Below are 21,951 nucleotides of genomic sequence, written 5' to 3' on the forward strand. Positions count from 1 at the left end.
ATGAAAAAGCTTTGCATACCTTTCTGTTTAGCGCTGGTATTTGGTGCAGGTGCTGAAGTTAAAGCTCAGATTCAATCTCGTGGAGAAGTTCAGGATCAGGAGTTTGTCATCCGTAAAGACAGAGTTTTGACTTTGCCCACTCAGCCTAGAATTTTTGAGAAACTTCCTGTTTTGCCTCAGCCCAAAGGTCTGAGTGATTTTAATTACCAGGTGAATTTCTACGAATTAAATCTGCCTCCGGTAAAACTGGAAGCTGAGCCCGTTCAAAAAAATTATAGACAGGAGAGAATAGATTTATATCCGGGCTTTCTGAAGGCGGGTTATGGTAATTTTGCAAGTCCCTTGTTGGAAGCCAGATTTATGGCTACAGAGGTTTATGATTGGAATTACGCCATAGATTTGAGACATCAAAGCTTTGGAAAGGGTCCAGTTTTGGCTGAAGAGTCCAAAGAGTCTCACTCTACTTTGGGAGGTTCGGCTAGTTATTTCATGGATCAGGTTGAACTATTTGGAGGACTTCGTTGGGCACAGGATTCCTATTCCTTTTATGGAGTGGATAGTGCTTTTTATAATAATCCCAATTTGGAGTTCATGGGCTTTGATGGAAATGTCCTGAACACGATCAAAATTGAAGCCGGAATTCGGGATATTGAAAAGACCGGACCGGTTTCATATGAAGGTAAAATCAATTTCAGAAACTTCAAGGACAGTTATTTTGTCAATGAAAATGAATTTGGTTTGAATGCTAAAGGTAAGTTTCGACCTAGTGATGACTGGACAGGTAATCTAGGTTTCGAATACTTCTTTACAAACACAGAAGATGAATTATACCAGGGGAATAGGACGTATTTCGCCATCAGGCCGCAAGTAGCTTATCAATATGAAGCTTTCAATTTTTCCGCGGGACTGAATATTATTTCTGAAAATGATAGTATACCGGGGAAATCAAGTGATTTTAGGATTTTTCCAAATTTAAAAGCCAGCTATCAGTTTGCTGAAGAGTTTGGTTTTTTTGGAGAGTTTAGTGGTGATGTTCAGCGAAATACCTACTACAGTTTTGTCATGCAAAATCCTTTTTTGGGTCCTTCCGAGCAACTCCTTAATACGGTTAATAATTACAAATTAGCAGGGGGAATAGAAGGACAATTCCAGGGGAATTTTCATTACAAGGCAGGAATTGATATCAGCCGGTTTAATCAATATCATTTCTTCGTGAATTCTGGTGCAGATACCTCTCGCTTTGAAATAGTTTACGATGATAAGGTCAGTGTATTAAATATCAATGCTGAATTAGGTCTCAAATTATCTTCCATTTACAGCCTCAATTCGAGGCTGGATATATTCCAATACGACCTCAATCAACAGCAAGAAGCCTGGCACCGACCAACTTGGCAATTGGGAATCAACAACCAAGTTACTCCATTCAAGCAATTGCTAATTCAGGCTAATGTCAATGTAATGGGTGGTTTGAAGGGGAGAGGATATTTGTCTCCTTCAGACGCTGCAGCGATGCTTCCTTATCCTGTGGTCAATCTAAGGACAATTGCAGACCTCCAGTTAAAAGCAGATTTTAAAATCACAGAAAAAATCGGTGTATTTGCTGAAGGCAACAATCTATTAAATGCTCAAAACACCCGTTGGTTAAACTATCCAGTGAGGGGAGTGCAATTAATTGGTGGAGCTTGGCTGAAATTCTAAAAATTGGTTTGCCTTTCCGGGCAAATAACTTAGTTTCGTAGCTACCTTTTTATAAAATGGCAGAAAAGAACTCTGAACAACGTATGTGGTCTGATCCGAAAGATTATGGACTTCCTTATGTGGAAGTTAAACCCTTGCATAATTCGAAGAGTGAGGCTACCAAAAATTTAGATTCTGAATCCAAAGAAAAAAAAGTAGAACAGGTGATCCCTGTAGCCAAGCCTGAAGAAAAAGAGAAGGCCAAAGTAGCTACAGAAAAGCCTGAACAAGTCTTGCCGGTAAATGAAAAAGCGAAGGCTAATGATAAGGTAGAAGCTGAAAAACCAGCTGAGCCTAAAATTATGGCCAAAAAGCCAGAGCCAGTAAGTCCGAAACCGACTCCAAAAAAATCTAATTCCTGGGTTGTATATGCTGCCATCATTGGCTTGCTATTGGTCTCGACCATTGTTTGGCAGTTGATGAAAGAGGAGAAAGCAGACTCTCCTACAGAACAAGCATCTCAGAGTTCCATGACCCCAACAGAGAGTCCTGCGAATACTACCGAAGAAATAAATAATACATCAAAAGAAGAAAATCAAGTAACTGAAAATCAGGATTCTATTTCAAATTCTAATGCTCTTTCCTCATCACCTCAAGAAAGTACTGAAACTGGTACAACTATTGATCGTAAAGAGGAGAGTTCTTTGATTCGAATTGAAGCAAGAGAGGCAAGACCCCGATATTTTATAGTTGTGGGTAGTTTGCCAAACGAGCGACTAGCAATTCAGGAGTCTGACCAGTACAGAGATCGCACGAAGGAGCTTTATTTAATCTCTCCTTATGATGAGGTCTCTAATTATCGATTGGCCATAGGGAAATATAATTCCTTTAGTCAAGCGAGTGCTGAGTTGGATAAAATCAAAGAAAACTACACCGAAGCATTATGGATTTTGAAATATTAATATGATTCTTCTTCAAACCCTCTCAACAGATTCATTTTCTGCAGCTGACAGTCTTGGAATGGATGCAGCTGGACAAAACATCGGATTACTTGACCTCCTGATTAAAGGTGGTTACATGATGATTCCGCTTTATTTACTCTTCATCTTAGCAATTTTCATTTTTATTGAAAGGCTATTGACCTTGAAGAAAGCTACTGCAACATCTTCCCATTTATTGGATCAAGTGAAAGTTTTGGTTTCCAGCGGTCAAATAGAAAAAGCAAAAATTCTTTGTGCAGGTGAAAAAACGCCAGTGGCTAACATGATCGCTAAAGGAATTGAGCGAATCGGTTCTCCATTGAAAAACATTGAAGTTTCTATTGAGAATGTAGGTAAAATCGAAATCTACAAGCTTGAGAAAAATCTCAATCTATTGGCAACTGTTTCAGGTGCTGCTCCTATGATAGGTTTCTTGGGTACAGTGGCAGGTATGATTCAGGCATTTATAGCAATTGCCCAAGAGGAGGGGATGGTTTCTCCTAAATTGCTTTCCGAAGGGATATATGAGGCCATGATCACTACAGCAGCAGGACTGGTTGTGGGTATTTTGGCTTATTTAGGATACAACTACCTGGTTACTCAGGTTTCTAAGTTGGTACACAGCATGGAATATTCTTCCATAGAGTTTATCGAATTACTTCAAGAGAAATAAGATGGGACTCCAGTCAAAAAATAAAGTAGAAACTGCTTTCAGCATGTCATCCATGACAGATATTATCTTTCTGTTGTTGATATTCTTTATGTTGACCTCATCATTCATTACGCCATCAGGTCTTCCAGTAAATCTACCTTCCAGTGAAACATCTGACATTGCTCTTCAAGAGGTCACAGTATCGGTAACCAAAGACCTGCGTTATGCAGTAAATGATAGAGTAGTAGCACGAGATCAGATTAAGGCAGAATTGACCAATTTGTTGGCAAATAAAAAAGGACAAGTCGTATTACATATTGATAAAGAAGTACCTGTGGAGTATTTGGTGGAAATTGGCGGTATAGCTGCTGGTTTGGAAGCCAATGTTTCTATCGCTACAAAACCTTATTAAAATGGAATTTTGGGATGCAGATAAAGTAGAAAATCAAAATAAAAGGAGATCAGGTTTGATCACCCTTTTGATCAACATCCTATTGTTGATTGCTTTTTACTTTATTGTAGTCTGGAAGCAACCTATTCCACCTTTACCTACTTTTGGATTGGAGTTAAACCTAGGATTTACTCCTACAGGTTCTGGTGATAGAAATTCAGCAAATGCCCCTTCCGAAACGGTAACTCCCGTTACTGAGGCCGCTGCTCCTGGAGAAATTGCGCCACAAGTAACTCAGCCGGCTACACCCGCTCCAAGTACTAAGACTGAAACAGCAAAACCCAAAGCAACATCTAAGCCAGCTGCAAATGAAGCAGTAACCACTAAGCCTTCTCCCATTAAGGGTGAGAAAAAAGCCGTGGAGACTACCAAAAAACCAGAGCCTACCAAAACTGAACCGGCAAAAACAGTGACTACCCCTGCAGAATCTAAGGCAGAAGAAACTGTTCAGAGAGCGCCTGAACAACCAAAAATTGATCAGAGAGCGATTTTCGGTGCGGGAGGCACAAAAGGTAAGGGAACAACTCCTGCCTCTGGAGGTGCACAAGGAAGCTCAAATGAAAAGGGTGACGAAGGTGATCCTAAAGGTACTGTAGACGGTAGAGCGATAATGGGCCAAGGTTCCGGACAAGGTACCAATTCAGGTGCGGGCTACAGCTTGGATCTTGCTGGATGGGATTTTGCTTCCAGACCTAATATCAATGACCGGGTAAGTACAAGAAACGGCAGGATAGTTTTTAAAATCACAGTGGATGACTCAGGTCGTGTGGTTCAAGCAGTACCGTTGGAGTATAATGTATCCAATGATGTATTGGCTTATTACAGACAGGTAGTCAATCAGATTTCCTTCAAAAAACAGGGAGGAGCTGTTGCCGATTTCTCCACTGGAAAAATTACTTTCATTATCAAGGTAGATTAATTATGACCTATCAGGAAACGCTGGATTACCTGTATCAGGCACTTCCTATGTTTCAAAGGGTAGGTGCTGCTGCTTTCAAAAAAGACCTGAGTAATACTATTGCCCTTTGTGAGCACTTAGGCAATCCTCAGCATCAATTCAAATCAATCCATATAGCTGGAACGAATGGAAAGGGAAGTTCTTCCCATTCTATAGCAGCAATTTTGCAAAAGGCTGGTTACAAGACCGGATTGTATACCTCACCACATTTAAAATCCTTTACCGAACGAATAAAGATCGACGGAGAAGAAATTCCGGAAATCTCTGTGATTGATTTCGTTGAACAGAATAAAGCTTTTTTAGAGGATTTAAGGCCCAGTTTTTTTGAAATGACTGTGGGTATGGCTTTTTGGTACTTTGCCAAGCAGCAGGTAGATATAGCAGTAATTGAAGTAGGTATGGGCGGACGATTGGATAGCACCAATGTGATCAGCCCTGAGATTTCACTTATCACAAATATAGGCTGGGATCATATGCAATTTTTGGGAGACACCTTGCCTCAAATCGCCGGAGAAAAGGCAGGCATTATTAAGCCTCATACGCCGGTAGTAATTAGTCAAACTCAAGAGGAGACCACTTCGACATTTAAAGAAAACGCAGCTAAGCAGAAAGCACCTCTTTATTTTGCTGATCAAATCTGGAAGATTGAAAAGAATGGAGAAGAGGCGGGGAAAGCGATTTATCAGGCTAGTTCCGACAAAGCAACCTTTTCATTTAAATTTGAGCTATTAGGGAATTATCAAAAATGGAATTTGCCTGGAATTTTTGAGACTGTTTATCAACTGAAATTGAAGGGTTGGAATATAGAGTCTCAGGCAATCATTGAAGGTTTGGATAGTGTTGTTGCCAGTACTGGTTTGAAAGGAAGGTGGCAAACCTTGTATGAAAAGCCTTTGACAATCTGTGATACAGGGCATAATGAGCCTGGTATGAAAGAGATTGTTACTCAGATTAAGACTTATTCTTATGAGCAATTGTGGATGATCCTAGGAATGGTGCAGGATAAAGATGTAACCAAAATTCTCAGGCTCTTACCTCAATCTGCAAATTTCATTTTTTGCGAAGCGAATATTCCCCGTGCTATGAAGGCCAGTGAGTTCGCTAAGAAAGCAGAAAGTATAGGGATTAAGGGCCAAATAATGGTTGATGTAAATGAAGCAATTCAATTTGCGAGAAAAAAAGCAGGACCAAATGACTTGATATTTGTAGGAGGCAGTACTTTTGTGGTCGCTGAAATCGAAGAGCTGTAATAATGAGTAGAAAAAAACTGGTTCGTTTTAAGGAAAACGAATTAAACCCGAACGTAGTCCAGGCTGGCAAAGTAATTTTTGAAGAAATCAAAGGCAATTGGAATGAAAAGCAGTTTAAAAATTCTAACCCTCTTGTGGTTGAATTAGCCTGTGGGCGTGGAGAGTTTACTGTGGGTTTAGCCAGAGTTTTTCCTAATCAAAACTTTATTGGGGTCGACATCAAGGGAAGTAGAATTTGGAAAGGCAGTTCTACTGCCACAGCGGAAGGAATTGAGAATGTGGCTTTTTTGAGAACTCAGATTCAACAGTTGGATCAGTTTTTTTCAGAAGAAGAAATATCAGAATTATGGATCACTTTCCCAGATCCATTTCCAAGGGACGGAGATGAAAAAAGACGATTAACCTCTCCCAAGTTTTTGGATATGTATAAGTCCTTGGTGAAAAAAGACGGAATTATTCATTTTAAAACAGATAATACCGGCCTTTTTGATTACTCATTGGAGTTGGTTCAGTCCAGAGAAGACATAGAAATTCTAGGGTTTACTCATGACTTTTATCAAAGTGAATGGAAGGATGATCACTTTGGAATCCAAACCCGATATGAAAAGATGTTTTCCGAAAAGGGTGAAAAGATCAAATATTTGAAATTCCATTTCAGGAATTAATCAAACTTCAATTTGACCTTCTCAAGGTAAAGCGTTCCTAATACCTTTTCCAAAAGCAAATCCCTATCCACAGGTTTTGTGAGGTATTCATCCATTCCTACAGATATGGCTTTTGCTTTGCTTCTTTCTGTAGTATCGGCAGTAACTGCTATAATTGGGATATTTTGATGATGTGAACCTGCCTGACCTGCTCTTATGGCCTGAGTAGCTTCATACCCATCCATTTCAGGCATTTGAAGATCCATCAAAATCAAATCACATGGTTGAGCATGCAATTTATCCAGCGCTTCTAATCCATGATTTGCAAAATCATAACTGGTTCCTTCCCACTTTTTGAGGATGGACTTGATTACTAGCTGATTGACAGGATTGTCCTCTACCACTAATATCCTTTTTCCTTTCAATAGGTTTTTTTTCTCGGCTAAGATCAGCTCATTGGTCTCTTTTGCTGCTTTTTCAAATTCTAGTTTAATAATGACCTCTGTGCCCTTATTCACTTCACTTTTAATGTTGATTTTGCCATGATGTAATTCGACCAAAGCTTTAACGATGCAAAGCCCTAAACCAAAGCCACCAAACTTTCTTTTATCATCAATTTGCTCTTGGATAAAAGATTCAAATATTCTGTCAAGTTTAGCCTTTTTTATGCCTGCGCCTGTGTCTTTGATGGAAAATATCAGTAGGTGTTTGTCTTTTTTATCTTCATAATCAAGCACATCGAGTTTTATCGAACCTTCATTGGTGAACTTGACAGCATTATTCAAAACATTACCAAGAATCTGACGGAATCTAGTAGCATCTCCAATTGCGCGTTCAGGCAATATTGCTTTTTCTTCATAAGCAAACTGAAGGCCTTTATCCCTAGCTTGTTGATAAGTGATTGCTTTTAATTCATGAATGACCTTATGGACACTGAATGGTCTGCTTTCTAACTTGAGTTCATTCTTTTCAATTTTCGAATAATCCAGGATATCGTCAATGGAGGAGAGTAGGGAGAGAGATGAGTATTTGATGACTTCCAGGTTCTCCTTCACCTTTTCATCTGGCAAATCCCGCATGATGGATTCTGATAGTCCTAAAATCGCATTGAGAGGAGTTCTCAATTCATGACTCATATTAGAAAGAAAATACGATTTGATCTGATTACTCTCCTCTGATTGCTGTAAGGCCTCTTCTTGTGCTTTTTCTTTCTCTGATCTCAGTAGACTGATTCGGTTTGCCATGGAGAGTGACAAGAAAATTATTTCAAGTCCAGTTCCGATTTTAGAAGCATTTTCTGTGATAAAGGTATTGGGTATTACACTGAAATTATTCAGTATAAAAAGAACAAAGCCTAGGGTAAGGAAGAATATACCAATGGTGAAAAATGCGTCTATCTTTTTTCCTTTGATGTACCCAATAATTATGGAAGAAATTACTAATAGCAATAAAATTAGAGCTAAGCCATTTGCCGCTGGATAGTACAGTGGTCTCCCGGAATCCACGAATATCACAAAAACAAAAAGAGCAATGATACCAATAATTAACCCAGAAAAAATCTTATTTAAACCTTTACTGATTTCTTCAATTTGGATATAAACCTGAGTATATCTTCCAAATGCTAAAGTTGAAAAAACTGCAGCGATTAGAATGCTTTTATCTGCTAAAAAACCGGGCGATTGAAAGATGTATTGGTAGAGGTAACCATCTAATCCTAAGTGTAATAATGCTACAGAAAACACATAAGTGATATAGAGTAAAAAACTTTTCTCCTTAATTCCAAAATAGAAAAATAAATAGGTGATCCCTGTCAATAATAGGATTCCATAGAATATACCATAGATCAATTGATCAAAATAAGAACTGCTGATCAATGAGCTGGGAGAGTTGATTTCCAAAGGGAGATTGATAACCTCCCCATCACTTTGATAATTGATGAAGAAATCAGCATTTTTTCCGGCTTCTAGTTTGATTGGGAAAATTATCTTTCTGTGGTCAAAGGCCCTATCTTGCCATGCGACTAAATCTCCATTGTTTAGTTTTTCATTAATTTGACCTTCCTGAATTTTATAAAGAACCACTGAATCGGTAATGGGTCTGCCGGTTTCCAAGAAAAATACTTTATCCTCTTCACTGTCATTTACCAATTTAAACTTGACCCAATAATTTGAAGTAGTAAATCCTAGATTTGAATTTCTATTTGGAATATCATTAAATGGTAAAATCTCTTCACTAGAGAGTATATTTTGTATGGTATAGATAGAGTCTTCTGCATCGAAAAGCTTAGAGTCACGGTATACAGAAAATGGGTATTCTGTAATTTGTGAAACTTTTACTTGTGCAGAAGTCAATCGCGGCAAAAATAGGATAAGACCTAGGATGATGATCTTAACTATTTTATTTTTCATAGGAATCTAAAATTAGGGTGTCAAGATTACGACTGATATACGAGATTCCTTTCCAATTCAGATTATTGAACTTGAAATTATCAAAAATGTAATCCTTAATAATTTAATTAAATGATAAGTGCTACTTCTAGTTACCTATTCATTTATATAAATCATTTCCGATGATGTATAAATAGATCCGATCAAATAAAAATATAGCCAAATCCTTAAATCACGAAATTTGGATCTTTATAAGACGGATTGGGATATTTATAGAATCCTTCCCCTGTTTTCTCACCTAGTTTTCCTTGATCAATATAAGTTTTAAGGTGTGCTGCGAATGCTTTAGACGCTGAATCTTCCCTGGATTTGGTCACATGCCAAGCTGTATCCAATCCAATGCTATCCAAAATTCCAAAAGGCCCCATTGGCATGTGGAAGTTGACCATCCAAGATTTGTCTATATCCTCTATAGAGGCCACTTCTCCTGTTAATAACTTACCGGCTGCACCTATCAAAGCTAATAGCATGGTATTAAAAATATATCCCGGATTTTCCTTTTTCACCAAAACCGGAACTTGATTCAAACTTTTTCCAAATTTCTCCAACAAAGGAATCAGACTTGGTTCAGTTCCGGGATGAGGCATGATGTCTACAACCCGAGAGTAGAAGACGTCATGAAAGTGTAAAGCACAAAATTTCGAAGGCTTACCTGAGATATCGGCAAACATGGAAGGAAGCAAATAGGATGTATTCGTTGTAAGGATAGTTTTTTCAGGTGCTAATTCACCAAACTGCTTCCATACCTTCTTTTTCAATTCAATGTCTTCTGTGACACTTTCATTGATTAGATCAGCATCTTTTACAGCCTTTTCTGGATCTAAAGTAAAGTAGACCCTAGAAAGAATTTTTTCCTGACTTTCCTTCAGGTAACCTCCTTTATCGAGTTGTGCCAATATCTTTTTCATTGTTTCAAATGAAAAATCAAGCGCTTTATCTGTAATGTCAAAAATTGAAACCTGATACCCTGAAATAGCTGCCTGTAATGCTACTCGGGATCCCAAGGTTCCTGCTCCAAGGATACTAACGTTTTGGATTTCCATATTAAATATTTTCTGTGATGATACTGTTTTTAGCTTTCTTTCCGGCGGCCTTTACTACTTCAATCAAAGCTGCAAATCGAGGGTCTGCAGCCTGTCCTAACTTATACCTTTTATAAATCTGCTGGGCAATAACCCCGACCTTAAATAGCCCAAAGACGTAATAGAAAAGGATATTGCTCAGATCAAGTCCGCTGTGTAAATCATAATAGGAGATAACTTCTTTCCGCGTGAAGTTTCCGGGAAGATGAGTCAGGTTAAACATCTTGAGGATTTCAGGGTCATCTGATTCTGCCCAATAAGCCAAACTTGTCCCCAGGTCCATCAATGGATCCCCTACAGTTGCCATTTCCCAATCCAAAAGAGCCTTGATTTCAGTGATATTTTTAGGATCCAATACCAGATTATCATATTTGAAATCATTGTGGATGAAGCCCACATTTTCTTGATCGGGAATATTTAATTTCAACCATTCTGAGGTTTTCTCCATTTCTGGAATCACCTCCGTTGCAGCGCGGGAATAACGGTCTGCCCAACCCAAAACTTGCCTATTGACATATCCCTCGGGCTTTCCGAGATTAATAAGGCCAGATCGATTCAGCTCCAAATGATGTAGCTCTAAAAGGGTATCTAAGGTATGTTTGGATAGATTTTGGAAATCAGACTCATTGATTTGAACTCCTTGGGGAATTTTATTTCTTAAGACAATACCCTCGACAAATTCCATGATGAAAAATGGCGATCCTAAAACTGTCTCATCCTCAAAAAGTAAAACAGGTTTGGGACTTTTGGAATATCCTGCACGTTGCAATGCTTCCAATACATTACTTTCCCTGACCATGTCATGAGCACTGCTGATCTGATAACCAAAGGGAGGTCGTCTCAGCGCATAGCGATGGGTGGGGGTTTGTACCAAGAAAGTAAGATTCGAAAAACCCCCTGATAGCGCTTTGATTTCTATGGTGGAAGGATCCCAGTTAAACTTTTCATGCAACAAGTCCTTGAGTTTGTCAAATTCTAGCTCTTTCATTTTCGCTGGTAATTTTTCAAAATACTTCTTGCCAGAGAGGATTTATGCACCTCATCCGGTCCATCGTAAATTCTGGCTCCTCTTTCATGTCTGTACCAAAAAGAAAGAAGCGTATCATCGGTAACGCCCAAAGCTCCATGTACCTGAATCGCTCTGTCTATTACTTTCATCAATACATCGGCTACAAAAAATTTGATAGTGGAAATCTCCTCCTTGGCAGCCTTGGCACCTTGCTCTTCCATTTTTCTGATCGTATCCAGCACCATTAATCTGCTCGCATTGATTTCAGCTCTACTTTCCGCTATCCAATTTTGAATGGTTTGCTTTTCCGCAAGACTTTTTCCCGGTGACAGCTCTCTATCAACTGCTCTCTGACACATCATAGAAAATACACGTTCACAAATGCCTATCCATCTCATGCAATGATGAATTCTGCCAGGCCCCAATCTTTCTTGGGCTAGTACAAAACCTTGGCCTTCCTCTCCGATCAAGTGAGTTGCAGGAACTTTGCAATCTGTGAATTTTACTTCGGCATGGGAAAAATAATCTTCTCCAGCTTCCCCCATAATAGGAATGTTTCGCAGTAATTGATAACCAGGATTATCTAAAGGAACGATCACCATGCTAGCCTTTTGATAAGGTGAATCTGCTTCCGGATTGGTAACAGCCATGACTATCGTAAAAGATGCTCCATCAGCAGCCGTGGTAAACCATTTGTGGCCATTGATGATGTAATGATCTCCTTCTCGTCGGGCTACTGTGCTCAGATTGACAGGATTACTGCCTGCATTTTCTGGCTCTGTCATCGCAAAGCAACTTCTGATTTCTCCTTTTTGTAAAGGTTTCAAAAACTTTTCCTTCTGGAAATCAGAGCCAAATAAATGTAACAGCTCCATGTTCCCTATGTCCGGTGCATTGCAATTGAAAACGTAATGTCCTAGCGGGCTTTGACCCAGAATTTCTGACACATGAGCAAATTCCAAAAGGCTCAACCCTAAGCAGCCTTCTTTTTCGGAAAGATGAGGCGCAAATAAGCCAAGCTTTTTCGCCTTTTCTCTCAAGGCATTTAATTGAGGTAGGTATGACTTAAAAGGTCCTTGGACAACTTCCAAATCAATAGGAAATAGCTCTTGCTTTACAAACTCCCTGTATTGATTTAAAATGCCAGCAAGATCGGTTTTGGGTTTATTTTTCGAATCAATCATACATTAAATAGTAAATCCTCCATCAGCTGTAAAAACTCCTCCTGTAGTGTAGGAAGAAGCAGAGGAAGCTAAAAACAAGGCCATTGCTCCGATTTCTTCGCTGGTTCCGGCACGCTTGATCGCGAGCTGCTTCATCACCATAGACATGATTTTATCATTACTCCAAAGTGCTTCAGAAAACTTCGTTTGAATCAAGCCAGGGCAGATGGCATTTACTCTGATTTTTGCATCTCCCCATTCCTTTGCATATACTTTTGTCAGGGAAATTAAAGCTGATTTGCTCACTGAGTATATTCCCAGTCCATGTTCAGGGGATATTCCTCCAATGGAACTGATATTAATCACTGAGGCATTGGATGATTTGCGAAGGTGCGGAAAGCAGAGCCTAGTAAGCTCAAAAGGAGCTTTCACATTGACATCCATGATTTTGTCAAATGCTTCCAAACTGGTTTCATGAACAGGACCAAAGGCGGGGTTAGAAGCAGCGTTATTGACCAGAATATCAATTTGACCATATTTCTCTACTGTTTTTTCCACCAATTGAGGAAGCTCTTCCATATTCCCCACATTACAGGCAATTCCAGTAGCTTCATAGCCACGTGATTTAAGATGATTGGCCATTTCATCCAATGCTTCTTGCTTTCTACTGCTGATGACCACTTTTGCACCTGCTGCTGCAAATATTTCGGCAATTGCCAGTCCAATCCCTTTGGATGCTCCGGTAATCAGAGCTACTTTGTTGTCTAATGAAAAAACGCTTGATAAATCCATTGAAAGTTTATTTTTTATCTCTTGTTCAAGATAGAAAAAAATCAGGCTGATGGTAGGGCTATCAGCTAATATATTCCTAGTTTTAATACTTATTTATTCCTGAATTGTCTGGGGAAAATTGTTTGGCGACCTGATTTGCAGTTTTTGGAAAACAAAATCTTTTGATTAAAGGTAAAATGGTAGGATATAAATTTTATCCCAGAAACAATTGATAGATCTGAAAGCTATAAAGAAAGTCACTCAAGGATTTTGATTTTCTTATATTTTGAAAACTAAATAAAAGATGAATTGTCTTTTAAAAAGTGTTCGAACACTTTTAAGCGATGATCTAAGGTATTTTATGAAAACGTAAAAAATAATTTTATACATATGCAAGAAGTAATTTTTGAAAAAACCGGTCTTCCTTCGGAAGTCCTAGAACTGAAAGAATCTCCAATGCCTCAGCCTAAAGAAGGCCAAGTGTTGATTAAAGTCACTGCCAGGAATATCAACCCATCGGATATCATGTTTATCAGAGGGATGTATGGGATCACTCCCGTATTACCAAGTAGTGCTGGTTTTGAGGCTGCTGGTGTGGTAGAAAAAGGAGATGCTGGTGGAATTTTGAAAGAAGGGACCAGAGTAATGTTTTCCGCAATCGGTACTTGGAAAGAATATGTTTGTGTTCCTGCATCTCTGGCGATCCCAATCCCAGAGGGAATGCCAGACGAGGTGGCATGTCAGGCCTTTGTCAATCCCATGACGGCCTATGGTATGTTAGAGAAATCAGGTCTGAAAGAGGGTGACTGGTTGCTCATCACAGCAGGAGCTTCTGCATTTGGGAAGTTTGCACTTCAGATGGCCAAAGAAAGAGGAATTAAGGTGGCTGCCACTGTAAGACATGATGACCAAATTGAGTATTTGGAAAAAATGGGTGCAGATCTAGTGATCAATTCTGAAAAAGAAAAAATACAAAAAGTATTACCTGAAAAAACCGATGGCGGAGTTCATGTGGTATTCGATGCGGTAGGAGGCACCTTGGGAGCTAAAGCACTAGCTTCACTTCGCCCAAAAGGAAAAATGATGGTTTTTGGGGCATTGAGTTTGGAAAATATGCCTGTTAACAGTGGTTTGATGATTTTCAATAACCTTCAAATTGAGGGGTTTTGGTTAAGCACTTGGATGGATGAAACTGATCCAAAGACTAGAGGTCAGGCCTTTTTGAAAGTTTTTGGCTTTTTGATGAAAGACGATTCCAAAATCGATATTGCAGGAAAATTCCCTTTGGCAGCATTCAAAGAGGCTTTGAATTCCTATGAAATGCCCGGTAGAAATGGAAAAATTCTTTTAGTGAGTTAATTTCTCGCAAATCATTCTTTCTAAAAAAAGGGAATGGCCATCTTTGTACTTTGAAAACTAAAACAAAAAGACAGAACGTAATGAATTGGGACAAGCTGGATAAAGAGCTAACCGAAATTGTTGAAAAAAGAAATCAACTCGCGCAGATGGATTATAATCATGAAGATTACGATGATCTTGAAGAGGAAATTCATGATTTGGAGGATGATTTCAATGAGGATTATGAGACAGTTTTAGAAAAAGAATTAGAGAAAATTTACTCCGTGTTGAAATCGGATACAGATATTCTTCTTCCAACGGCTTATATCGCTAACAAATACAAGCCCTTATTACCGGATGCCAATGGCATAATCAGTTATGAAGTAGGAGGTCAAGAAGGTGTCCCTATTGAATCGGATCAATTTGACAGGCAGGATGTGAGGATCGTATTGATTCCAAACCCTGCGAGATTTGTAATGTTGATCAATGGAAGACAATTAAAAGATCTTTGGAGAAGCCGTTAAAAAAAATGAGGCTGTTTCTCAGGTAGTTTTGATGTAAGCCTGAGTCTAAAAAATTCTTTGAACATACAAAAAAGAGGACGACAGGATAATCCAATTTGGATTATCCTGTTTTCATTAAGCAGGTGAAAACAATTTTAACGAGAACTTATTTTATGTGGGCGCGGTGGGCTGACGCAGCAGCGGGCCAGCGTCCGGCCATGTGCGGGTGAAGCTTCCCCCTGCACTCACTGGCTCAAAAACTATCGTTTTTGCCCTGTCTTGAACTTTTGGTTCTTTTGGTTCAAGCCAAAAGAACAAGGAGAAAAAAGAAAAAATGTTTAATTAAAGCGGCAAATGCTTAAATAATTTAGAACAAATTTTAAATAACAAAGAATTAAATCCCGAAATGATTGAACTTTCGGAATTTGGCTTAACCTTTCATTGATAGCTGAGTCGAAATGTGGGCCACAACGATGGAAATGGCCTTCGCCTCCCTGTATGACCTCAGGCAGGCGCTCAGGCTGACATTAGAGCTATTAATGAGACAGCTTCTTATCTTTTATCTAAACCCTAATTTTTCTCTGACTTGGTTGAGTAACTTCTCTCCAACCTGCCTGGCCTTTTCTTCACCCGCTGCCAGCTTTTCTTCAATTTCTTTAGGGTTTGACATGTAAAAGTCAAAGGCCTTCCTTTCCTCAGCATACTTGGTAAAGATCAATTCAAAAAATTCCTTTTTGGCATGTCCGTAGCCATAGTTTCCACCCTGATACTTGGCTCTCATTTCTTCAGTCTGTGTTTCAGAAGCGATTAGGCTATATAGCTTGAATACATTACAAATATCAGGATCCTTAGGCTCTTCCAAAGGGGTACTATCAGTGACAATCGTATTGACCACCTTTTTCAACTGCTTTTCAGGCAGGAAAATGTCAATATAGTTATTGTAAGATTTGGACATTTTCTGTCCATCTGTACCTGGGATAGTTTTCACTGTTTCAGAAATTCTTGCTTCAGGAATGGTCAAAAGATCTTCTCCAATAATCCTGTTGAATGTAGAAGCAATATCTCGGGTCATCTCAAGATGCTGCATTTGATCTTTCCCAACGGGCACCAAATCGGCAGAATACAATAATATATCCGCAGCCATCAGAACAGGGTAGGTAAAGAGACCGGCATTTACATCAGCCAATCGCTCCGATTTATCCTTAAAGCTATGTGCATTAGCAAGCATAGGGAAAGGAGTAAAGCAGTTCAAGTACCAAGTGAGTTCCGCTACCTCAGGCCTTCTTGATTGTCTGTAAAAAACTGTTTTAGAAATATCCAGTCCAAAAGCTAACCAAGCGGCGGCCACTGCCAAAGTATTCTGCTTGCGTAGCTCGCTGTCTTTGGAACTGGTTAAAGAATGAAAATCTGCAATAAAAATGTATGATTCTTCCTGGTTTTCCTTTGCTAATTGGATAGCAGGAACGATTGCCCCAAGAATATTTCCCAAATGAGGTCTTCCACTACTTTGTATTCCTGTCAGTACTCTTGCCATTGGTCTAATTTTGGCGCAAAATAAGTAAAACAGCCTACAATTCGGTTGGATTTATACGTTATTTGTTGACATGAATACGAATATAAAAACCCTTTTCAGCTGCCTGATTTTCATTTTTGGGTCACAAATTGGTAAGGCTCAGACTCCTAAATTAATTTGGGAGATCAATAAAATCGATTTGGGTACTATTCTGGAAGAGCAAGGTCCGGTTACTGCAGAGTTTAAATTCACCCATACCCAGGATTCGATTTTTGTAATTGAAAAAGTATATACCGATTGTGGATGTACCACTGTCGACTTTACCCAAGATAGTTTGAAAGTAGGGGAAAAGGGCTCTGTCATAGTTTCTTTGGATCCCAGTTCTGCAGCAGGTTTTTTCTCAAGAATGATTGTAGTAAAAGGCAATCTTTCCGGAACTTCAGATACACTTTTTATTGAAGGAACAGCTATCCCGTATCCTCAGAATCCCGAACTGGAATACCCTAAAAAGCAACAAGGAGTAGGATTTAGACTCGATAAAATCAATATGGGGGATGTGTTTACAAACGAGCCTAAAATCAAGGAGATTGAGTTTTACAACTTTTCCAAAAAAACGCTGAATAGCAAACAGTTTCAGTATAAAGGCCCAGAACATATTCAGCTTTCAATGGAGTATGATTCTGTGAGATCAAATGAAAGGGGAATTTTGAAATTGGCCTACTTTGGAGACAAGAAAAATGATTTGGGCTTTTTTGAAGATCAATTTCAGTTTTCCTTCAGAGATGGAGAGGAAATTAGCTTGGAAATTATTGCCAATATATTTGAATACTTTCCTCCATTCTCTAGAGAGGAGCTAGGAAACGTACCAAATTTGGCCATCAACCCTGTGGAAATCGATCTAAAAGAAATTTCTGCTGAAGAAATTGTCAACAAAACAGTGAGTCTGACAAACAAGGGACAAGAAATTTTGGAAATAAGAAAGGTACAGGGTAATTGTAATTGCTTAACTTTAAGTGTACCAAAAACTCAGATTAATCCCGGGGAGACCGTTGAATTACAAATTACCTTTGACCCTAAAGGACGAAAAGGAATAGATCAAAGGAATATTTACATTTTCAGCAATGATCCCTTAAACCCTGTTCAATCATTGATACTTAAATCCAGGGTTAAATAGGAGAAATTCTGAGTTGGTTTTTCATTAACTACTGCGCTATGAAACCGCTTAGATTTTTATTTTTCCTGGCTTTCTTAATCTTTTCAGGCTCTTTTGTCAGAGTTGCAGAACCTACATTCCGTGTAAAACCCTACTTGCAGGTTTTTCAGGATGGAAAAGTTCAAATCACCTGGTTTACCAGTTCTGATGCTGCCTCAGAAATTAAGGTTTTTGATGAACTGGGAACCCTGGTTTTGAGTCAAACAATCAATGGGGAAGAGGTACCGGAAATTTTTTACACCAGCCAAGAATTAAACCAAAGTATTGATGGCTTGGATAAGGGAAGCTGGCTTTATCAGGCTCAGGTATTTAGGTTTAGAATTCAGCTAACCAACCTCAAGACAAATCATACCTATCGATACCAAGTTATTCGGAATGGAGCCGTTTTTGAATCAAATTTCACCACAGCGCCAGATAAAAGTAATTGGGAAAATATTCGATTTATAGCTCTATCCGATAGCGAAACAGAGCCCTTGGGCAGAGTTAATAGAAGGGCATGGTTTCCCAGAGACTTGAGTTATAGACCCTCCGCCAATTCCAGTAAATGGAAGGATAAGTTTGGAGTAACTGTAGAACAGGGAATACCCATCCTCAACTATGCCTTAACTGAAAAAGAAGGCTATGCCCATAATCTGAAAATCATCAATTCCAGAAACCCCAACTTTATTGTGATGCCGGGTGACTTGGTTCAAGGAGGAGGATACCAGCCAGCATGGGATGAATTTTGGAGGCATAATGCAGGTGATTTTGATAATGGCTTGAGCAAGTATCCCATCATTCCGGCTTTGGGTAATTGGGAAAATTTTGGTGGTATCAGTGGCGGGTATGGGAATAATGAAAATGGTCAATTTGCCCCAGTTGTAGGAAGAAAACGCTTTCATGCCTACTTTGAAACACCTTCTACTGACCCTTTACAGAAGCATAGGCAGAGCTATTATAGAGTTGATTATGGTCCTGTGACCATTTTGACACTAGATTCCTCCAATGGCACACCTGATCAAAGCCGCAGTGATTTTCCTGAGAATTCCAGACTGAAAAACCAGGAATATACTGTAGATGGAACAGATACCCAGGAAAACTTTACAGCCTCACAATACGCAGCAGCAGGAGGAACGGATTTGAGTGGCTTTGGTCCGGATTCAGAGCAATATGTTTGGTTAGAGGCAAATCTAAAAAGTGCCAAAGAGGCAGGCCAGTTGATTTTTGTGCAATTTCATCACATTCCATTTAGTTCGGGTGAGCATGGAGTTCCTATGAATCATGAATTGGCTACTGGTCAGGGTGGCACTCCCTTAAGAGTATTACATCCACTTTTTGAAGCCAATGGAGTTATAGCAGTTTTAGCTGGTCACGATGAGCTCTTTGAGAGAAGCCTGGTGGATTTGGATGGGGATGGAAAAGGGGTTTTGTACTACGATGTAGGAGTTGCGGGCGATGGAATGCGTGGAGAAAAGCGAAATTGGCTCAGAAATCCACTAGAGCTACTCAATTACAATCCTTATAAAAAATGGACAGCTGACCAGAATGAACCTGAACAATGGGATACTTCCGGATCTACCCCTCTTTTAAAAGATGGGGGAAAGCACTATGGACACTTGGAAGTCAATCTGAAAAAGATCCAAGACGGCGGAAAGACATTCGCCCAGATTGACTTTGATCCTGTCTATGCATTTCCTGTGCTGAATAGCAATTATGATCTTGAAAGGGTGGAACGAAGAGTCTATGGAGATTCTTTTAGAGTGATGGTTGAACTTTCTCAATCAAGTGAAGTGATTGCTCCTCAATTCAAGGAGAAAATTACTGTTGAGTTGAATGAAAATGGCATTGCAAATACCAAGGCTCAAGATTACTTCAACAACAGCATTCAGGATAATTGGACAATTACATTTTCCAGAGATATCAATTTTTCCTGTGCCGATTTAGCTGGGACCGAAGTGGAAATCCAAGTAAAGGATGATAAAGGAAATACCTGGACTAAAGTGGTGCTTGTCTCTGTGTTGGATAAAATTCCTCCAAAATTGGTTGGTAAAACACCGACTCCAAAATTGGATTTGATTTTGGGAAAACTGGAATTGATAGCAGAAGATTTCATTGCCTCGGCTTTTGATAATTGCGGAGAGATCAGATATGAATTAAGCAAGCAGAGCTTTACCTGTGAGGATGTTGGAAAGAAGCATGTGGTGAAAATTTTCGGCATTGACTCATCCGGGAATCAGTCTTTTATTGAAGTTGAATTTGAACTTCAATCTTTCCAATCTAAGGACTTGTCTATTAGTCCTGTTTCAGGAACTCAAATTCCATTCGGCCAGCAAAAGTTGGTGACTTTGGGCAATGAATTTGACTACGAGGTCCTTGCATGGTACTATAATGAGGAGGTGATTCCAAACCAATTTGGGAAAAGTATAGAAGTTTCTAAGCCAGGTCAGTACTTCGCCAAAGTAAAACCCTTACCCAATGGATGTCCTATTTTTAGTAAGAAAACAAGTCTTACTCAGGGCAATGATCCATTTGCAGGGATTAAAAAAGAAATTATCCTGATTTTGAATCCCAATGGAATTGCTGAGCTTGGCCCTAAATCACTATTTGATAATTGGACTACCGAACTTGAAAAGTACACCTACATTTTTTCTAAAGACAGGTTCACCTGTGAAAATATAGGGACGAATGAAATCAATTTGGAGATCAAATCAGGAAATGATCTAGTTGCTGAGTACACGATCATAGTGGTTGTCAAAGATACGCTAGCTCCGGTTTTAACAGTCAAGGAATCATTCCAATTGGAGATTAAACTGGAAACTGGAAAAGGGATTTTGAAAACATCAGATTTGGTCATAGAGGCTAGGGATATTTGCTCCATTACTTCTTTGACAGTAAGTAGATCAGAGTTTGGATGCGAGGATATTGGGAAAACTATTCCAGTGAAAGTAACTGCAAAAGATCCTTCCGGCAATACCAAAGAAGCTACTACACAGGTGAAGGTAGTGGGAGTAGAAACGGCAAGACCAAAGATAGTGGGCAATCAAGCACTTTGTGAAGGAGCAACTGGAGTTCTGGAAATTGAAAGTTCTCAGGATTTTGAGGTACTGAAGTGGTTTAGGAATGATCAGGAACTAGTTGGCGAGAAAAATAAAAAGCTTGAGATTCAAGAAGGAGGCAAGTACCAGGCAGTAATTCGATATGTCGGTGCTTGTTTATCAGAAAGTTTGCCTCTGGAAGTTAGCCTAAAAGAAAATCCTGGAGGTGAGATTAAAGTGGATGGAGATATTCTGAGGGCTCCGGAGGGAATGGCTTCCTATCAATGGTTTAAGGATGGAGAAAAAATTCCTGAGGCTACCCAAAGAGAGCTGAAAGTTACCACTATGGGTACCTATAAAGTTCAGGTTACCAACGAGGCAGGATGCACAGCGATGTTGAAAGAAGTTGTCATGACGATAGCAGGTTTGCCTGGAGGTAAGTTGCTGGTAGATAACCTGAAAGTTTATCCCAATCCAGCGAAGAACCATGTGAAATTGATTGCAGAAAGTGACTTGGAGCTGGACTCAAAGACTGTATCCATTTTTGATCTTTCAGGAAAAAATGTAAGTCAGCAAATTATTCTAGTAAGCGCTAATTTGAGTGAAATCAACTTAGATGTAAGTCTACTGCCTTCAGGTACTTATACCATCATAGTTTTAGATATTGATCAAAAAGTTTTGATAGGTAAATTGATCAAGTTGGATTGAAAAAAACTGATTATTTGCAATCGTGCAACTTACCATATTTTCTCTGCTTAACCTATGGGTAGACCGATGACCGATGACCGAAGCTTCGGAATTCTGATCCTTTGGGTTAATTCTTAGCCGTATTCATCTTCTTTCTGGAAAGAAAGCGAATATTCTTGAAAAATAAGGCTTTCAATGAACAAAGGAGATTGAGATATGAGTATGTCTCATAAATAACTCTAGTGTCAGCCTGAGCGCCTGCCTGTCGCAGACAGGGAGTCGAAGGCCATTGGGCATACATTTCAATCCTGTACAATTGTCGGGGCGCTCCATAAGACAAATTGTACTTTTGAGACAGCCTCATCTTCCTTTTTTAATTCGAAATCCTATTGTTCTGTTTTTCATTCCTGCCAGTTATTATCGATACGCTTGCAAAGCTCTGTTTATGGATACTCGTACTCCTTCTAAATTTTCACAATTCCTGTCCCAAAATGTCAAAAAATACCCTGTTTAGGGTATAGATTTTTTAGTTTGAAATGCTTTTCTTTGAGTGTAGCGAAGGGGATAGTTTTTTAGATCGATCAAACTCTAGTGAATCA

17 protein-coding genes are annotated in these 21,951 nt (G+C 39.2%); 11 read left to right on the plus strand and 6 right to left on the minus strand.

What is annotated here, in order from left to right; all coding sequences use genetic code 11:
• The 7 genes from FL972_RS09190 to trmB are packed head-to-tail and all read left to right on the plus strand — an operon-like array spanning position 1 to position 6,633.
• Positions 1–1,698: a TonB-dependent receptor gene (locus tag FL972_RS09190; RefSeq protein WP_144605004.1), complete on the plus strand. Its 1,698-nt coding sequence runs from the start codon at positions 1–3 to the stop codon at positions 1,696–1,698.
• Positions 1,699–1,754: 56 nt separating this feature from the next.
• Positions 1,755–2,639, plus strand: coding sequence for an SPOR domain-containing protein (locus FL972_RS09195; RefSeq protein WP_144605006.1), 885 nt, complete (start codon positions 1,755–1,757; stop codon positions 2,637–2,639).
• Between the two features lies 1 nt (position 2,640).
• Complete coding sequence (locus FL972_RS09200) at positions 2,641–3,330, plus strand: MotA/TolQ/ExbB proton channel family protein (RefSeq protein ID WP_144605008.1); 690 nt, start codon at positions 2,641–2,643, stop codon at positions 3,328–3,330.
• A 1-nt stretch (position 3,331) separates the two neighbouring features.
• On the plus strand, positions 3,332–3,721 hold the full coding sequence (locus FL972_RS09205; RefSeq protein WP_091654043.1) for an ExbD/TolR family protein: 390 nt from the start codon (positions 3,332–3,334) through the stop codon (positions 3,719–3,721).
• Between the two features lies 1 nt (position 3,722).
• Positions 3,723–4,679 carry an energy transducer TonB gene (locus FL972_RS09210; protein ID WP_144605010.1) on the plus strand — a complete coding sequence of 319 codons (957 nt, stop codon included), beginning with the start codon at positions 3,723–3,725 and terminating at the stop codon, positions 4,677–4,679.
• Positions 4,680–4,681: 2 nt separating this feature from the next.
• Entirely contained in the window at positions 4,682–5,968 is a 1,287-nt protein-coding gene (locus FL972_RS09215) for a bifunctional folylpolyglutamate synthase/dihydrofolate synthase (protein ID WP_144605012.1), read from the plus strand.
• A 2-nt stretch (positions 5,969–5,970) separates the two neighbouring features.
• The gene (gene trmB / locus FL972_RS09220; RefSeq protein WP_144605014.1) at positions 5,971–6,633 is read left to right on the plus strand and encodes a tRNA (guanosine(46)-N7)-methyltransferase TrmB; all 663 of its coding nucleotides are present in this window, start codon (positions 5,971–5,973) and stop codon (positions 6,631–6,633) included.
• Here the strand turns inward: trmB and FL972_RS09225 are convergent.
• From FL972_RS09225 to FL972_RS09245, 5 genes are all read right to left on the minus strand, one after another.
• Positions 6,630–9,020 (minus strand): hybrid sensor histidine kinase/response regulator, encoded by a 2,391-nt coding sequence (locus FL972_RS09225; RefSeq protein ID WP_144605016.1) that lies wholly within the window; start codon positions 9,018–9,020, stop codon positions 6,630–6,632. The genes trmB and FL972_RS09225 overlap by 4 nt on opposite strands.
• Positions 9,021–9,226: 206 nt before the next feature.
• Positions 9,227–10,102, minus strand: a complete 876-nt coding sequence (locus FL972_RS09230) for a 3-hydroxyacyl-CoA dehydrogenase (protein ID WP_144605018.1) — start codon at positions 10,100–10,102, stop codon at positions 9,227–9,229.
• A 1-nt stretch (position 10,103) separates the two neighbouring features.
• Complete coding sequence (locus FL972_RS09235; protein ID WP_144605020.1) at positions 10,104–11,129, minus strand: phosphotransferase family protein; 1,026 nt, start codon at positions 11,127–11,129, stop codon at positions 10,104–10,106.
• Positions 11,126–12,334: an acyl-CoA dehydrogenase family protein gene (locus FL972_RS09240; RefSeq protein WP_144605022.1), complete on the minus strand. Its 1,209-nt coding sequence runs from the start codon at positions 12,332–12,334 to the stop codon at positions 11,126–11,128. The genes FL972_RS09235 and FL972_RS09240 overlap by 4 nt, the downstream gene beginning before the upstream one ends.
• Positions 12,335–12,337: 3 nt before the next feature.
• On the minus strand, positions 12,338–13,105 hold the full coding sequence (locus FL972_RS09245; protein WP_144605024.1) for an SDR family NAD(P)-dependent oxidoreductase: 768 nt from the start codon (positions 13,103–13,105) through the stop codon (positions 12,338–12,340).
• Positions 13,106–13,474: 369 nt separating this feature from the next.
• Between FL972_RS09245 and FL972_RS09250 the strand changes: the two genes are divergently transcribed.
• On the plus strand, positions 13,475–14,443 hold the full coding sequence (locus FL972_RS09250; protein WP_144605026.1) for a zinc-dependent alcohol dehydrogenase family protein: 969 nt from the start codon (positions 13,475–13,477) through the stop codon (positions 14,441–14,443).
• Between the two features lie 80 nt (positions 14,444–14,523).
• Positions 14,524–14,946, plus strand: a complete 423-nt coding sequence (locus tag FL972_RS09255) for a hypothetical protein (RefSeq protein ID WP_144605028.1) — start codon at positions 14,524–14,526, stop codon at positions 14,944–14,946.
• Positions 14,947–15,484: 538 nt separating this feature from the next.
• Here the strand turns inward: FL972_RS09255 and trpS are convergent.
• Entirely contained in the window at positions 15,485–16,459 is a 975-nt protein-coding gene (gene trpS / locus FL972_RS09260; RefSeq protein ID WP_144605030.1) for a tryptophan--tRNA ligase, read from the minus strand.
• A 70-nt stretch (positions 16,460–16,529) separates the two neighbouring features.
• On the opposite strand from trpS, the gene FL972_RS09265 reads away from it, so the two are divergent.
• Complete coding sequence (locus FL972_RS09265; RefSeq protein ID WP_144605032.1) at positions 16,530–17,612, plus strand: DUF1573 domain-containing protein; 1,083 nt, start codon at positions 16,530–16,532, stop codon at positions 17,610–17,612.
• Positions 17,613–17,650: 38 nt separating this feature from the next.
• On the plus strand, positions 17,651–21,373 hold the full coding sequence (locus tag FL972_RS09270; RefSeq protein ID WP_144605034.1) for a T9SS type A sorting domain-containing protein: 3,723 nt from the start codon (positions 17,651–17,653) through the stop codon (positions 21,371–21,373).
• Positions 21,374–21,951: the final 578 nt, after the last annotated feature.

Origin of the sequence: Algoriphagus algorifonticola (assembly GCF_007655305.1) — a bacterium.
Taxonomy (GTDB): domain Bacteria; phylum Bacteroidota; class Bacteroidia; order Cytophagales; family Cyclobacteriaceae; genus Algoriphagus; species Algoriphagus algorifonticola.

Bases quoted from the DNA above. Each gene is read 5' to 3' on its own strand.
- FL972_RS09190 (WP_144605004.1), top strand. From the start codon at position 1: ATGAAAAAGCTTTGCATACCTTTCTGTTTAGCGCTGGTATTTGGTGCA.
- FL972_RS09195 (WP_144605006.1), top strand. From the start codon at position 1,755: ATGGCAGAAAAGAACTCTGAACAACGTATGTGGTCTGATCCGAAAGAT.
- FL972_RS09200 (WP_144605008.1), top strand. From the start codon at position 2,641: ATGATTCTTCTTCAAACCCTCTCAACAGATTCATTTTCTGCAGCTGAC.
- FL972_RS09205 (WP_091654043.1), top strand. From the start codon at position 3,332: ATGGGACTCCAGTCAAAAAATAAAGTAGAAACTGCTTTCAGCATGTCA.
- FL972_RS09210 (WP_144605010.1), top strand. From the start codon at position 3,723: ATGGAATTTTGGGATGCAGATAAAGTAGAAAATCAAAATAAAAGGAGA.
- FL972_RS09215 (WP_144605012.1), top strand. From the start codon at position 4,682: ATGACCTATCAGGAAACGCTGGATTACCTGTATCAGGCACTTCCTATG.
- trmB (WP_144605014.1), top strand. From the start codon at position 5,971: ATGAGTAGAAAAAAACTGGTTCGTTTTAAGGAAAACGAATTAAACCCG.
- FL972_RS09225 (WP_144605016.1), bottom strand. From the start codon at position 9,020: ATGAAAAATAAAATAGTTAAGATCATCATCCTAGGTCTTATCCTATTT.
- FL972_RS09230 (WP_144605018.1), bottom strand. From the start codon at position 10,102: ATGGAAATCCAAAACGTTAGTATCCTTGGAGCAGGAACCTTGGGATCC.
- FL972_RS09235 (WP_144605020.1), bottom strand. From the start codon at position 11,129: ATGAAAGAGCTAGAATTTGACAAACTCAAGGACTTGTTGCATGAAAAG.
- FL972_RS09240 (WP_144605022.1), bottom strand. From the start codon at position 12,334: ATGATTGATTCGAAAAATAAACCCAAAACCGATCTTGCTGGCATTTTA.
- FL972_RS09245 (WP_144605024.1), bottom strand. From the start codon at position 13,105: ATGGATTTATCAAGCGTTTTTTCATTAGACAACAAAGTAGCTCTGATT.
- FL972_RS09250 (WP_144605026.1), top strand. From the start codon at position 13,475: ATGCAAGAAGTAATTTTTGAAAAAACCGGTCTTCCTTCGGAAGTCCTA.
- FL972_RS09255 (WP_144605028.1), top strand. From the start codon at position 14,524: ATGAATTGGGACAAGCTGGATAAAGAGCTAACCGAAATTGTTGAAAAA.
- trpS (WP_144605030.1), bottom strand. From the start codon at position 16,459: ATGGCAAGAGTACTGACAGGAATACAAAGTAGTGGAAGACCTCATTTG.
- FL972_RS09265 (WP_144605032.1), top strand. From the start codon at position 16,530: ATGAATACGAATATAAAAACCCTTTTCAGCTGCCTGATTTTCATTTTT.
- FL972_RS09270 (WP_144605034.1), top strand. From the start codon at position 17,651: ATGAAACCGCTTAGATTTTTATTTTTCCTGGCTTTCTTAATCTTTTCA.